This window comes from Selenomonas oralis (assembly GCF_051603425.1).
Classification (GTDB): domain Bacteria; phylum Bacillota; class Negativicutes; order Selenomonadales; family Selenomonadaceae; genus Selenomonas; species Selenomonas sputigena_A.
In genome coordinates, this window is the sequence record NZ_CP194411.1 from 794,023 (window position 1) to 808,580 (window position 14,558).

General features: G+C 57.6%; 12 protein-coding genes. 5 read left to right on the forward strand and 7 right to left on the reverse strand.

Going from position 1 to position 14,558, the window contains the following annotated elements:
- Positions 1-71: 71 nt before the first annotated feature.
- The 4 genes from ACRTGH_RS03720 (at position 72) to ACRTGH_RS03735 (ending at position 5,311) form a co-directional block, all read left to right on the forward strand.
- Entirely contained in the window at positions 72-620 is a 549-nt protein-coding gene (locus tag ACRTGH_RS03720; protein WP_368846808.1) for a hypothetical protein, read from the forward strand.
- Positions 621-868: 248 nt separating this feature from the next.
- On the forward strand, positions 869-2,365 hold the full coding sequence (gene glpK, locus ACRTGH_RS03725) for a glycerol kinase GlpK (protein ID WP_368846807.1): 1,497 nt from the start codon (positions 869-871) through the stop codon (positions 2,363-2,365).
- A gap of 285 nt (positions 2,366-2,650) precedes the next feature.
- Positions 2,651-3,910: an SLC13 family permease gene (locus tag ACRTGH_RS03730; protein ID WP_368846806.1), complete on the forward strand. Its 1,260-nt coding sequence runs from the start codon at positions 2,651-2,653 to the stop codon at positions 3,908-3,910.
- A 66-nt stretch (positions 3,911-3,976) separates the two neighbouring features.
- Positions 3,977-5,311 carry a serine hydroxymethyltransferase gene (locus tag ACRTGH_RS03735; RefSeq protein ID WP_368846805.1) on the forward strand — a complete coding sequence of 445 codons (1,335 nt, stop codon included), beginning with the start codon at positions 3,977-3,979 and terminating at the stop codon, positions 5,309-5,311.
- A 175-nt stretch (positions 5,312-5,486) separates the two neighbouring features.
- On the opposite strand, the gene ACRTGH_RS03740 is transcribed toward ACRTGH_RS03735, so the two are convergent.
- Both ACRTGH_RS03740 and ACRTGH_RS03745 read right to left on the reverse strand, forming a co-directional pair.
- A complete protein-coding gene (locus ACRTGH_RS03740) occupies positions 5,487-6,824 on the reverse strand; it encodes an MATE family efflux transporter (RefSeq protein ID WP_368846804.1) in 1,338 nt (445 codons plus the stop codon).
- Between the two features lie 3 nt (positions 6,825-6,827).
- Positions 6,828-7,583: a YdcF family protein gene (locus tag ACRTGH_RS03745; protein WP_368846803.1), complete on the reverse strand. Its 756-nt coding sequence runs from the start codon at positions 7,581-7,583 to the stop codon at positions 6,828-6,830.
- A gap of 200 nt (positions 7,584-7,783) precedes the next feature.
- On the opposite strand from ACRTGH_RS03745, the gene ACRTGH_RS03750 reads away from it, so the two are divergent.
- Entirely contained in the window at positions 7,784-8,128 is a 345-nt protein-coding gene (locus ACRTGH_RS03750) for a cupin domain-containing protein (protein WP_368846802.1), read from the forward strand.
- 245 nt (positions 8,129-8,373) lie between these two features.
- Here the strand turns inward: ACRTGH_RS03750 and ACRTGH_RS03755 are convergent, their stop codons facing one another.
- From ACRTGH_RS03755 to ACRTGH_RS03775, 5 genes are all read right to left on the reverse strand, one after another.
- Positions 8,374-9,297 (reverse strand): NAD-dependent epimerase/dehydratase family protein, encoded by a 924-nt coding sequence (locus tag ACRTGH_RS03755; RefSeq protein ID WP_368846801.1) that lies wholly within the window; start codon positions 9,295-9,297, stop codon positions 8,374-8,376.
- 130 nt (positions 9,298-9,427) lie between these two features.
- Positions 9,428-10,270, reverse strand: coding sequence for a dTDP-4-dehydrorhamnose reductase (gene rfbD / locus ACRTGH_RS03760; RefSeq protein WP_368846800.1), 843 nt, complete (start codon positions 10,268-10,270; stop codon positions 9,428-9,430).
- Positions 10,271-10,405: 135 nt separating this feature from the next.
- A complete protein-coding gene (locus ACRTGH_RS03765; RefSeq protein WP_438474667.1) occupies positions 10,406-11,890 on the reverse strand; it encodes a sensor histidine kinase in 1,485 nt (494 codons plus the stop codon).
- Complete coding sequence (locus ACRTGH_RS03770; RefSeq protein WP_368846799.1) at positions 11,874-12,587, reverse strand: response regulator transcription factor; 714 nt, start codon at positions 12,585-12,587, stop codon at positions 11,874-11,876. Before ACRTGH_RS03770 ends, ACRTGH_RS03765 begins: the two co-directional genes overlap by 17 nt.
- 47 nt (positions 12,588-12,634) lie before the next feature.
- Complete coding sequence (locus ACRTGH_RS03775) at positions 12,635-13,525, reverse strand: LysR family transcriptional regulator (RefSeq protein ID WP_368846798.1); 891 nt, start codon at positions 13,523-13,525, stop codon at positions 12,635-12,637.
- Positions 13,526-14,558: the final 1,033 nt, after the last annotated feature.

The window sequence follows — 14,558 nt, forward strand, 5'->3', positions numbered from 1 at the left end:
ACAGAACCTCCGAATCCCGTCATCTATTTTCCTGCCGCTTCAAAAACACCAGCAAAAGGAGGCGCTGCAAGGTGAAAATTCTGCGTAGAATCTCTGTTATATTCGCATTCTGCTCCATCATCGCATCTGCCGTCTGCGCCAATGCGCAGATCGTACAAGTCTGTGATATGGGCGCAGGCGCACTCGTTGAAAAAAGCAATCTCGTTTTTTCCAAAGTGAACAACCCCATTCGTCTTACGGACTTTACGCACCTTGGGAAAGTGTCTGAGGACGCCCCTTATGATATATATATAGCTACGGCAGGGGCGCCTAAAGACGGAGCGGCCATCTCATTCTTCTGCAACAACACCGGTTTCGTTTCCAAAATCCTGATTATGGCAAACGGCAAAAATCTCGCCGCCATCAGAAACGCCGGTTTCGCCCTTGCCGCCCTATTGATTTCCATGGGGCTGTCCGGCAGCGAGATGAATGTCCTGATGGAAGAACGCGCCTCGAACAAGCCCTATGCCGATGTTTGGGTTGCGAAAATCAACCGACGGGTTATTCTGGAATACAAGCTCCACCAAGGAAAAAACGACACCAAAGTCATGGCCATGCGTCTGATTGCCGTGGATCAATAAGTGCCCGCGATACGGCTTGCAGACAAGCCGGGGAATAACGCTGTACTGCGTGCGGCAAAAAGGATGCAGCGACGATTTCCAAAGCCCCAGCACGCAGGCCAAAAGATGCGGCTCGATGGCCGCTTTCAGGTAAAGGCGCGGCACAATATTTGCAAAGCGGCTCTCCATGCGTGCAGTTGATACGCGAAAAGTCCCCTTTCCTATGCTATAATGTCCTTGACGGCATCGCATTGGAAGGGGGCTTTTTTATGCGCAGAAAATATATCCTCGCACTCGATTCGGGTACGGTGAAGAGCCGCGCGGCTATTTTTGACGAGGAGGCGAATCTCGTCGCGCTCGTCAAGAAAGATCTCAGCATTTACCGTCCGCAGCCGGGCTGGGTGGAGCAGGATGCGGACGAAATCTGGGGCGTGCAGCTCTTTACAGCGGAGCAGGCCATCCAGGAGGCGGGCATCAAGAAATCGGAAATCGCCGCCATCGGCATCACGAATCAACGCGAGACGACGGTCATCTGGAACCGCCGCACGGGGCGCCCCATCCATCACGCCATCGGTTGGCAGTCCATGCAGACGAAGGAAATCACGGAGCGTTTCCGCGCACAGGAAGGGCTTTTGGAAGAGTTTCGCCAGAACACCGCCATGGTTCTCTCCCCCTACTTTTCTGTCAGCAAAATATGCTGGCTCCTCGAAAACGTCCCCGGGGCGAGGGAGCTTGCCGAAGCAGGCGAGCTCGCTTTCGGCACAGTCGACAGCTGGCTCCTCTGGAAACTCACGGGCGGCAAGGTTCATGCGACCGACGCCTCGAACGCCTCGCGCACAATGCTCTACCATTTGACGCGCTGCGAATGGGACGAGACACTGCTCGCCCATGTCGGCATCCCCGCCTCCCTCATGCCCGAGGTGCTGCCGTCCTCGCATCCTTACGGCACGACGGCAGCGCCTGTCTTCGGCAGGGAGATCCCCATCAGCGGCATCATCGGCAACCAGCAGGCCGACCTCTTCGGCCAATGCTGCTTCACCCCCGGCACGGCAAAAAACACTTACGGCGGCGGCTCTTTCTTCCTGCTGAATACCGGCAGCCGCTGCCTGCCTTCCCGAAACGGGCTCAATGCGACCATTGCCTGGGCGCTCGACGGCAAAGTCACCTATGCGCTCGAAGGCAGCATCTTCGTCGCCGGCGTCGCACTCGAATGGCTGCGGCGCGGGCTCAAGATTCTCGATTCTCTCGAGGACTCCGAATGGATTGCCAAGCGCGTCACGGACACGGCCGGCGTCTACTTCGTGCCCGCCTTCCGCGGCCTGTCCGCCCCCTACTGGGACAGCGAGACGCGCGGCATGCTCATCGGGCTTTCCGAGGATACGAAGCGCGCCCACATCGTGCGGGCAGCGCTCGCCGCCATGGCCTACCAAGTGCGCGACGTTTACGAAGCCATCCTTTCCGACGCCGCCATGACGATCGAGGAGCTGCGCGTCTCGGGCGGCGCAAGCCGCAACAATCTCCTGATGCAGCTTCAGGCCGGCATTCTCGGCATCCCCGTGCGCCGTCCCATCGAAGGCGAAACAACGGCGCTCGGCGCCGCCTACATGGCCGGCCTAGCCGCCGGTCTCTGGCAGGACACGGAGGAGCTTTCCGGCCTTTGGCGCGAAGACGCCTGCTTCATGCCCCACCTCTCCGCCGCCGAACGCGACCGCCTCTATGACGGCTGGCAGAACGCCGTTTCCCATGCCATAGGATGGCATGGATAGGCGGCTCCTTCCACGCTTCCCGTCAACGCCTATACATCTAGGCATACGCCCCTTCTGCGAAATAAGGAAAACGCACATTCCAAGCTGCGAGGAATGTGCGTTATTTTTCTGCATAAAACAAGACGCTCGTTATGGATAACTTTTGTCTATGATGCTATGAAGATATTTCATAGAGTTCCGTAGGGAAATATGAGAGGAACTTGTGAGAAAAAACAGAAGATTATAATATATCCAAGTGGCTGGCGCAACGTGCAAAAATCTGAATAACAGGAGATGATGAAAAAAATGGATGCAGCAACATTGACGTTGATCGTTCTTGCGATCGCTGCCTTTTTCTTCGCCACGGAGATGATCCCTTTGGCTGTGACGGCGATGGGGGCTGCAGTCGCCCTGGGTCTTCTCGGCGTGCTGACGCCTGCCGAGGTATTTTCCGGACTTTCCAATTCCACCGTTGTGTTGTTCGCGGGTATGTTCGTGATCGGAGGCGCCATGTTCCAGACGGGGCTTGCCCAAAAAATTGGCGTCGAGGTCGTAAAGAAATCAGGGACCGATGAAAAACGGCTGATGGTCGCGCTCATGGTCATTACGATCGTCCTCTCGTCCGTATCTTCCAACACGGCGACCGTGGCCTGCCTCATCCCCGTGGTCATGCAGATTTGCGCCGCCGCGCGCCTGCCCGCCGCCCCGCAGCTCATGGCGCTTGCCATCGCGGCAAATGTCGGCGGCACGATCACCATGATCGGCACGCCGCCGAATATTTTGATGAGCGCAACCTTGGGAGCAAACGGACTGGAGCCTTTCGGCTTCTTCGAATTTGCCTGGATCGGAATCCCGCTCTCCATTCTCGGCATCGTTTACATGATCTTCATCGGGGATCGCCTCTGCCCCCACACGATGTCGGAAAGCGCGATGGACGACAAGAGTTCCGCCGCCCCGAAGGACACACGCAAGATGTTCATCTGCGCCTTTATCCTGATTGCCGTCGTCATCGCCATGGTTCTTGAAAAGCAGATCCATGTGCCCATGCAGACATCGGCCATCATCGGCGCGCTTGCCTGCGTGCTCACAGGGTGCATTTCCGAAAAGCAGGCATATCAGGGCATCGACTGGACCACGATCTTCCTTTTTTCCGGGATGCTCCCCCTCGCAAAAGCCATGGATACAAGCGGCGCCGGAAAGCTCATCGCGCACGGCGTGCTCGATCTGATCGGGACGCATCCGGCTCCCATGGTGATCGTCGTCTCCATGTTCCTCCTCTCCTGCGGTCTTACGCAATTCATGTCCAATACAGCCTCCTCGGCGCTGCTCGCGCCCATCGGGCTTTCCATTGCCCAATCCATCGGCGTTTCACCGTATCCCGTGCTCATGGCCATCGGCATCGCCGCATCGTGCGCCTTCACGACCCCTGTGGCAACGCCGCCAAATACCCTCGTGCTCGGGCCGGGCAAATTCCGCTTCATGGACTTCGTGAAAATCGGCGTCCCCCTCGCCATCCTCTCCCTCATCGTATGTGCCGTGATCATTCCGGTTGTATGGCCATTCTAACTGTACACCCGTCGGATTTTCATCGATAGAGCCATGTGGGCATAGCGCCTGAAAGGAGTTTCTTCTATGAAAAAAGAAACCTTGCTGAACCATTTAAAAACTTTTGATCCCGAGATTTTCACCTTGCTGCAAGAGGAGATCCAGCGCCAGCGCTATACGCTCTCTCTCGTGCCGAACAGCAACGCCATGTCCCCCTTTGCCTCTTATCTGGAGGGAAGCATCCTGGCAAACAGCACTTTCGAGACGCACAGCTCCGCGGCTTCCGGCTCAAGGCTTGAAGAACTCGCCATCAAACGTGCGCAAAAACTTTTCGGCAGCCGTCACGCTATCGTCCGTCTGGGCAGCATAGCCACCGCTTCGCGCGTCGTCTGCCTGGCGCTCCTAAAAGAAGGCGATCGCATTCTCTCCTTTAATCTGCGCAAAAAAGAACACTGCAGCGGGCTGAACTTCGGTTTTGAAAATTTCGGCCTCGACCCGAAGACGCAATCCATTCACTGGGATGAAGTCGCGCACATTGCCGAAAGAACAAAGCCGCGCCTCATCATCTTTTCCCCCGTCAGCTACCCACGGAATGCAGATTATCGCCGCCTCTCCGAAATCGCCCACGATGCAGGCGCCTACCTCTGGGTAGACATCGGCCAGAGCGTCGGCCTCGTCGCGGCCGGCCTGCTGCCGTCCCCCGTCCCCTTTGCCGACGTCGTGACCTTCCCAACGAACGATTCCCTGCACGGCCCCGACGGCGCTATCGTGCTCTCCACGCAGGAAATCGCCCGTGCCTTAGACGATACGGTCATCAATACAGGACATACCGCTCTGCACATCAATCACCTGGCTGCTCTGACCGTCGCCCTGCGCGAAGCCGGCACAGAGACGTTCCGCCGTTACGGCAAGCAAGTTCTCATCAACAGCAAGGAGCTTGAGCACACGTTTGAAAAAGAAGGCATTCCCCTGCTTTGCGGCGGTACGGAAACACACCTCGTGCTCCCCGCGCTCAGCCCAAAAATGCAGGAAATCGACATCACGGCCTACATGGCGCAGGCAGGCTTCCAGGTCAAGTCCGATAACATCCCCACGATGCAGGCGGAAGAATTCTTCCCTGCCCTTCGCCTCTCGAGCCTAAACCCGACCACCCGCTCCCTCAAGAGAAAAGATATGGCAAGCATCGGACAGCTCCTTGCAAAGGCGCTGAAAGACAAACTGTCCGACTCGGAGCTCGAGGCCACACGCAGCCAGGTTGCAACGCTCGTCATGAATCAGCCCATTTTCTCAGAGGAGTGGCTGACAACAGGTTCCACAGGCCTGCGCACCTTCTACAACAATTCGGACAGCAGCGCAGCACACGAATTCGCCTCCAACGAAAAACGAAATATCATCAAGAGTTTCTTCCACATCAGCGACTGAACAGACAAAAAAGCGTGCCAAGCGCGAAAAAACGGCAGAAAAATACCGCATCGCCCAAACAGCCATGCGGGATTTTCCACCCTGCACAAGATCCGGCGCAGATCTGCACCCCCATATGCCCCGTGGTCTCTTCCCTGCAAAAAGCGCCGCACATGCCAATGCCCGGCCGCTTCTTTCAGCGGCCTTCCTTCGGCAGGCGGCGCACCGTCATGACATAGGCGGCAGCAAGCGGCACGCAGGAGCCGAGCCAGGCCATCGGATTGCCCAGGGAGGCGCCGAGAAAGCCGAGGACATCGACGAGAAAGATACCGGCTGTCGCACGCATGATGAGCTCCATGACGCCGGCGACCGTCGGCACGATGGATTGACCGAGGCCTTGCAGCGTATAGCGGAAGATGAACAAAAAGGCCAGAATCCAATACGTCAGACCGTTCACGGTGAGGTAAAGCTGGCCGAGACGGATCGCCTCCTGCTCCTCCGCGCCGACGAACAGCTCCATGACCGACGGCCCTGCGACGATGATCAAAGCCCCGCCGACGATGCTGAATCCCACGGACATCCAGCTGCACTTTCGCACGCCGTCGCGGATGCGGCTGAACTTTCCCGCGCCATAGTTCTGCGCCGTATAGGCTGCCATCGCCGCGCCGAACGACATCATCGGCATCATGGCGATCGTGTCCACCTTCTGCGCCGCCGCGTAAGCCGCGACAGAAACAGGGCCGAGGCCGTTCAGCGCGACCTGCAGGATGACGGCGCCGAACGCGATGATCGAGGCCTGAAAGCCCATGGGCAGGCCGATTTCCAGATGCTCGCGCAAAAAACTCCACGAAAGGCGCCAATCATCTCGCCGCACATGGAGTTCGGGGACGCGCCGCGCGATGTAGACGAGGAAAATCCCCGTGGCAAAGGCCCACGAAACGACCGTCGCAAACGCCGCGCCCGGGATGCCCCAGCCGAACACGAGCAAAAAGAGCACCTCAAGCGCAATATTGACGGCGATGCCGATGCCGATGATGAGCGTCGGCATCTTGCTGTCGCCAAGAGCTCGCAGGATGTTCGCCGCCATGAGCGCACCCGTGGCGAAGATCGTGCCGCCGCAGATGATCGAAAAGAATGCCGTCGCGTTGTCCAAGAGTTCGCGCGGCGTGTTCATGACCTCGAGCAGCGGACGACAGAAAAAAAAGCCGACAACACTGAGCACAAGAGCTGTCGAAAGGGAGAGAACGGCACACGCCGCCGCACTCCTTCGGACGCCGTCTGCATCGCGCGCGCCGTAGCGCTGCCCCGTGCAGATGGAAAACCCCGAGGTCAGGCCGATGACGAAGCCCAGCAGCAAAAACATCAGGCTCCCCGTCGACCCCACCGCCGCCAAAGCCTCGATCCCGAGGAAACGCCCGACCAGAAGCGTGTCGATGAACGCATAAAGCTGCTGCATGATATTGCCCGCAATGAGCGGCAGTGTAAAAAAGAGGATGAGCCGCGCCGGGCTGCCCTCCGTCATATCTTTTGCCATACGTTACTCCAAATAGCGCGTCACAGCCGTGCGCAGGGATTCCTGCAGCACGGTGACCGAGACTGCAAGCGCCCCGGAAGAGGGCGCGAACTTCATATAATGCAAAATCGGGTGGCGGCTCGCCAGGTAATCCGTCGGATACGGTACGACCTCCATGCCCAGCTTCTCGTAGTTCAAAACGGCGCGGCGCATATGAAAGGCGCTCGTGACAAGAATCGGATGCGTCAGGCCCCGTTCCCTCAGCAGCGGCACGGAAAAAGCCGCGTTCTGCGTCGTATTCTGGCTCTCGCTTTCCACGATGATGTTTTCCTCCGGCACGCCGAGGCTCATCAGAATGCGCTTTGCCAAAAGAGCCTCCTTGCCGCTTTCCTGGAAAACCTGCCCGCCTGAAACAAGAATCGGCAGATCCAGCTTCCGGGAAAGGCGTACAGCCGTCAGAAGCCGCGCCGAGGGACTGGCCGTCAGCGCGCCCTCGCCGTCCACATCGGGCGCATCGGAAAAGGCGCCGCCGCCGAGCATGACGACGACATCTCCCTGCGGCGTCTCCGGCGGCGAATATACGCCCTCCAGGGATTCCGCCAATCGCTCCGCGACAAAGCCCGTGGAAAGAATATAGAAAACGAGCGTCAGGAGCACAATGCCCTTCGCTGCGAAGCGCTCCCCCCTTTTCCATGCAGCATAGGCGAGCAGGAAAAAGAGCAGGAAAAATATGCCGGGCGGCAGCACGAAGCTCGCGCCGAACTTCAAGAATTGAATCACCCTCGGCTCCCCTTTCCTTTTTCACAGCAAACGGCAAGCTGCACGCACAAACGTCCATTTCGCGGCCATTGTACGCCGCTTGAAAAGCGCTCTGCGCCTTCGGCTTGGCCTCTTGGACTTTCCTAAAAGAGGATTCTGGCAAGAATCCTCGAATAAGACAAGAGAAAAGAACAAACACATCCACAAAGGAGCGAACAACGATGGCTATTTTGAAAAGCAGCGCTGAAATCCGCAGGAACGCCGCCGGGGGCAAGGGCGAGGTCAACCTCGAGCACCTGCTCTCCAAAGATGAGATGAACGACAAATGCTCGACCTTTGCGCGCATCACTATCAAGCCCGGCTCATCGCTCGGCTACCACCAGCACAAGGGCAACAGCGAGACGTATTTCATCCTCTCCGGCCACGGAATCTACAACGACAACGGCACGGAAGTCGAGATCGGCCCCGGCACGATCACCTTCTGTCCGGACGGCGAATACCACGGCCTCTCAAACGAAAACGGCAGCGAGGATCTCGTCTTCATGGCGCTGATCATCAACAGCTGAACCCCTTGGACGGGCCAAACGGGCTGCGCTGCATAATCCCACGCCTCTGAGGCAGCCCCCATAAACGAATCCTTTCCGGCAAGCGTAAAAAAGCCCTCCCGTTCCCCCGCGGCCAAAATTTTCATCCGCGCGAAGCGCGTTTGAATCTCGGTCGGCATCCCGGGGGAACGGGAGGGCTTTCGCCTGCGGCATCCCGTGTTCGCGTTGGGCATGGCATCAGCGCGAGATCTGCACTTTCCCCTTTTTTACTTGCCGCAGAAATATTGATACGTTCGCTTCAGTCCGTCGGCGAGAGGCGTGGCAGGCTGCCAGGCCAATCCGCGCCGGGCGCGGCTGTTTGCAAGCATCGACTTGTAGATGTCGCCTTCCCTTTCCGGGCCATACTTCGGGATGATTTCCCTGCCGCGGATCGATGCGAGAAGCGATACCAACTCCCGGAGGCTCGTCTCCGTCTGCGTCGAAAGGTTGTAGGCGGCATTTGTTTCCTCCGTCTGCAGCGCGGCATAAATGCCCTGCGCGACATCGCCCGCATAGATGAAATCGCGCGTCTGCTCCCCGTCGCCATAAATCGTGATATCCCTGCCCTCGGCCACAGCCTTGGCAAAGATGCTGATGACGCCGCCCTCGCCGCCGTCTCCCTGTCGCTCGCCGTAGACGTTGGCAAAGCGCAGCACGATGTAGTCGAGGCCGTAAAGCCGGCGGTACATCTCGAGATACTTCTCCACTGCCAGCTTCGACAGACCGTAAAAAGACATCGGCGCCGTCGGCTGCGCCTCGCGCACGGGAAGATCGTCCTCCTTCACATCGCCGTAGACGGCCGCCGTCGAAGCGAAAACCACCCGGCCGATATTCGCGGCGCGCGCAGCCTCAAGCACATGCACCGTGCCGAGAAGATTCTCCCGCGCATCGAGCAGCGGATCCTTGATGGACGTATCGACCATCGTCTGCGCCGCAAGGTGCACAATCGCGTCAAAAGAACCCGCTGCAGCGACCTCGGGCAGCTTCGCATCGAGGATATCCATCTCGATGAACTTCACCTCAGGCGGCAGGTTCTGGGCAAGGCCCGTCGACAAATTGTCCAGCGCCGTCACGCGTTCCCCTTTTGCGAGCAGCAAGCGCACGAGATGCGAGCCGATAAAGCCTGCTCCTCCTGTCACAAGAATATTCAACTGCTGCACCTCCTTAACTGCTTTATTATAGACCAATCAACGAAACGCGTCAATCGCGCGCAGCGCCGCATCGTATATGCCCCGCTCCTGCCGCGGCGCATTTCCCATGGCAGAGAGGCACGAAGTGCCCTCAAGCCAGCTCGTCAAGATAGCGCCGCACGGCATCCTGCCAGGGCGGCAGACGCGAAAACCCCGCCGCATCCAGGCAGTCCTTCGAAAGCCTGGAATTCCTCGGGCGCACGGCAGGCGTCGGGTACTCCTCCGTCCGTATGGCCTTGACACGCGTCTTTTTCCCCGCAAGACGAAGCGCCTCAGCCGCCAGCTCGGCCCACGAGCAGACCCCCTCGTTCGTCGCATGGTAGACGCCGTACTTTTCCGTCCCGAGCAAATCGACGAGGAGCCGCGCCAAATCCTTCGTATACGTCGGCGAGCCGATCTGGTCACCGACAACGGAAAGTTCCTCGTGCGTCTCTGCGAGGCTCAGCATCGTCTTGATGAAATTCTTGCCGTTCTTGCCAAAAACCCACGAAATGCGCACGATGAAAAGCTCGGCAAGAGCGCGCTCCGCCGCCTGCTCCCCGAGAAGTTTCGAGCGCCCGTAGATATTCAGCGGCCCCTTCTTGTCATCGGGCTCGTAAAATCCCTCGCCGGTCCCCGGAAACACATAATCCGTGCTGATGTAGAGGAACTTGGCGCCGACCTCCTTCGCCGCGCGCGCAAGCTCGCCCGTCGCCGCCGCATTCACAGAGAGGCACAGCTCCTCTTCTTCCTCGGCCTTGTCCACCGCGGTATAAGCCGCACAATGCACGATGGCCTCCGGACGGTATGCTTCGACAAAACGGCGCATGGCGGGATAGTCCGTCAGGGAAAAATCCTCCAACCCCACACCCTTGGCCTCCATGCCCCGCGCCTGAAGTTCCCGCATCACATCGAAGCCCAGCTGTCCCGTCGCGCCCGTAACCAGTATCCCCATCATCGTTCCTCCATCCATTCTGCCGGCCTGCCCCAGCCCCTTCTTATGGCAAGTGCCGGAAGCCCCAGCTTCCGGCACCCTTTCCTTATATGAAATTCTCCATGCAAAGCGCAATTCCTGCCACAGCAGAAGAAATCACCAGACGCGCGGCACATGAAGGATGAACTTCGTTCCCCGTCCGAGATCGCTGTCCAGCTCAATGCGGATCCCATGCTGGTCAGCAATCCAACGCGCGATGGAGAGACCGAGCCCCGTGCCGCCCGGCGCATTCTTGTCCTTCGTGCGCGAGCTGTCCACGCGGTAAAAACGCTCGAAAATCTTCTCCTGGTTCTCCGGCGCGATGCCGATGCCGTCATCGGCGAGAGCGAGGATCATCTCGTCATCGCCCGCGAGCAGGGACGCCGTGATATGGCCGCCCCGCGGCGTGTACTTCATGCTGTTCTCCAGGATGATGCGCATCATATGCTTCATCAGAATCGGATCGGCATAGACCAGCCCCGGCTCATTTTCCAGCAGGCGCACCTCATGCTTCTTTGCGATCAGCGCCATCTTCTTGACGACGTCATCGACGACCGTGGCGAGATTGATGCGCTCCTTGTGCATGGCAAGCCGCTTCTGGTCGGCGCGCGCAAGGAACAGCAGCTTCTCGATCAGCCCCTGCATATCCTCTGCTTCCGAGCGGATCGCACTGAGCCCCTCTTCCAAAGTCTCCGGCTCATTCGCGCCCCAGCGGTTCAGCATATCGGAATAGCCGCGGATGACCGTCACCGGCGTCCTCAGCTCATGCGAAGCATCCGAAACGAAGCGTCTCTGCTGCTCGAATCCCTCCTGTATGCGATCGAGCATGTGGTTGAACGTCTGCGCCAGCTCCGTCAGCTCGTCCTTCACCGGCGGCACCTCAATGCGGCGGCTCAAATCCGTGACCTCAAGATCGCGCGCTGTCTGCATCATCGTGCGGATCGGGCTCAAGATGCGGCAACTGATGAAATAGCCTGCGCAAAGAGCCAGTATGATGCCGGCGAGATTCGTGATCGTCAGGATCTTCTGCAGCGTCGTCAGGAAGTGACGTTCCCCCGTAATCGTGCGGAAGAAATGCAGCACATACGTATGCCCGTTCTGGTTGACAATCACTTTATGATAGTAAAGATGCATATTGCCGATCGTCGAAACGAACATCGAATCGTTGGCCCAGAGCGGCGGATGCCAATCGATATGCTCCTCGACCATGCGGATCGACGGGTAATGCGTATCCGACTCATAGACGATCTTGCCGTCCTCGCCCTCCGTAACGCGCAGGACGACGCCCGGCGTCAGCAGGTCCTCCTGGTAAATGGAAAAGGCCAGGGGATGGCGCCGCCGCACATCCCCCTCTTTTTCATTGAAAATCTCCACACCGCGCGTGATGGCGCCGAGCACATGCTCCTCGGAGCGCATCAGCTCAATCTCTGCCTGATGGTAAAGAGAAAAATAAATGCCGATGGCCGTCACAAGGCTCGTGAAAACGAGCACAAAAACAAGCACCGACGCATAAATCAGCGTAAGCCACGTCGACACCCGCATGTGCCGGGCACTGCGCAGACGCAAGAGGCTGCGCCAAATACGCCTAGCTCTTGACCGCATAGCCGACGCCCCGTACCGTGTAGATGTACTTGTCGTCGAAGCGTTCGTCAATCTTTGCCCTCAGGTAGCGGATGTATACATCGACCACATTCGTGTCGCCCACATAGTCATAGCCCCAGACCTCCTGGAGAATCTGGTCGCGCGTCAGGACATTCGGCTTGTTGCGCAGCATGTATTCGAGCAGCGAATACTCCTTCTTCGTCAGCTCCACAAGCTCGCCCTTCACGCGCACCTCATAGCGCCCCGGATAAAGCACGAGATCCTTCACTGCCAGCACGCGCTCCTCGCGGTTGCCCTCCTCGTTTGCCCGATGCACGCGCAGCGCCGCGCGAATGCGCGCAAAAAGTTCCTGAATGGCGAACGGCTTCGTAATGTAATCGTCAGCGCCGATATCAAGCCCGCTGACCTTGTCCTCCACATCATCCTTCGCCGTCAGCATGATGATCGGCACATCGCTGATCTCGCGCACACGGCGGCAGACCTCGAGTCCGTCCATCTCCGGCAGCATGATATCGAGAAGCACGAGATCGTAATGATCCTGCACAATGCGCTCATAGGCGCGGCGGCCATTATCCTCCGCCTCAGTCAGGAAGCCCTCGTGCTCAAGCTCCATCTGCAGGAAGCGCGCAATGCGCCTCTCGTCCTCCACAATAAAAATCTTCTGCGGCTCATCCGCCTTCGCCAGTTGATCCGTCATGCCATTTCCTCCTGTCATCTATGCCTCGGGAAGCATCTGCTCCATGCCTATGCGATCCCAGTATCCCCCAGCTGCTCCTGCATCATCGCCAGAAAATTTCCGGCAGCCGCGGAAAGCGGCCTGTCCTTCTTCCAGGCGATTACCGTATGCGTCAAAATCTCCGGCTCAACGAGCCTCTTGCAGACCATCTTCTCATCCGTCAAAAGACTGCGCGCCGAAAGCGGCAGAATCGCCACGCCCAGCCCCGCCTTCGCCGACAAGACATCCTGCACGATGCTGTCGCTCAAACAGATGATATCCGGCTCAAACCCCGCCTTGCGGCAGGCTGCAAGGAACACCGCCTGCCAGCGCAGCGGTATGATGACGGGCATATCCTCGAGCTCTTCCAGGCGCACTACGTCCGCCGCCTCACCGCATGGCGCCTCCTTCTGCAGAAGCACGGCCAGCGGCTCGTTGGCAAGAACGAGCGAAGCGTAGCCCTCGTTTTCCACCTCCGTGCGCGTAATGGCGATCTCGATGATGCGGTTGTCCAGAAGCTCAAGGACACGGGCCCCCTCCGCCTCAAAAACGCGGAACGTCACGCCCTTGTAACGCTCGTGGAACGCCGCCAGAAGCCCGGGCACGAGATTCGCGCCCGAGCTCGTGATCGTGCCGATGCGCACCTCGCCCGCCGAACCCTCGCCGACATCCTGGATCTCGCGCACCGTGCCGTCCACAAGCCCCAGGATATGCTCCACGCGTCCCTTGAGAATACGCCCCGCTTCGGTCAGGCGTATGCGGCGGCTGCCGCGTTCGAAGAGCTTTACGCCCAGCGCCCCCTCCAGTCGCTTCATCTGCCTTGAAAGCGCCGGCTGCGCCACATCGAGCCGGCTCGCCGCATGACTGATGTTCCCTTCCTCCACGATCGCATAAAAAGCGCGCATATCCTTGATTTCCATGCTCTTTCTCCCTCTCGGCGAAACGCTCTGCCCTCCAGGATTCTCCCGAAACATCCAACCGTCCGATCACATCCCAGATCCAGCCGCACCATAACAAAAAAGAAGCAAAGCAACGCCGTTCTATCCCCTTTTATTATACGAGCGACGCTTTCCCATGGCAAATGAATTTCCTCTTAGGAAATCTATGGATAAAAGAACATCCGTCTTCCCCCTGATTCTAACGATGCACCTTCCAGGTCGAGATTTTGCACACCCCTAGCAGCAAAACTGGACACGGAAAACTGAAGATCGGACATACCTTCTTTGCAATGTCAGACACCAAAGACCATCGCCATATTCCCTCGAAAAGGGCAATCCCAGCACCAACAAGAATCACATCCTTCATTTTCGGGAGCAATATTCTTGTAGAGCCTTATCGATTATGTTATCATTAAATTACTTTGTGATAGGTATAGGGATATATAGGGACATCGAATATTTAGCGAAGTGCCGAGCGACTCTGTCGTCGCTGTCCTTTCAACAGGAGAATTTATCAAATTTACAAGCATCGCTTGCATAATTGATAAATGGGGGAGCATATATGCAACGGCTGGTTTTTCTCCTGGGGTTTTCGTGGGACAATAACTGCAATGGGAGGAATTGGCGGGACAGTAAGAGTATCCTCTTCTGGGATTATAGGAGAAATCCAAGGCGGTCCCAACGTTCAACTAGGTTTAACTCTTGGCTATACATGGTACGTTGGACAGATAGGATAACATCATGAAAAACAAATTGCGAATACTCCCAGCTTTTATTATTCTAAGTTGGATTATTGTGCTCCTCGTAACGGGAATAGGGTATCGCCTTTTCTTCCAAGAAGAGCGTAATCTACGGATACATGATCTAGAAAATCAGCTTAATACAATTCAGAAGTTAGACGAATATCACTCAGCTCTCCCTCGTGTTGGTGCGAGCAGAGCACTCATCGCAATCTGTGTTGGGAAAAAATTCTATGTACCTCAGGGTAATGAAGCTTTTTTCCAACACTCATAAA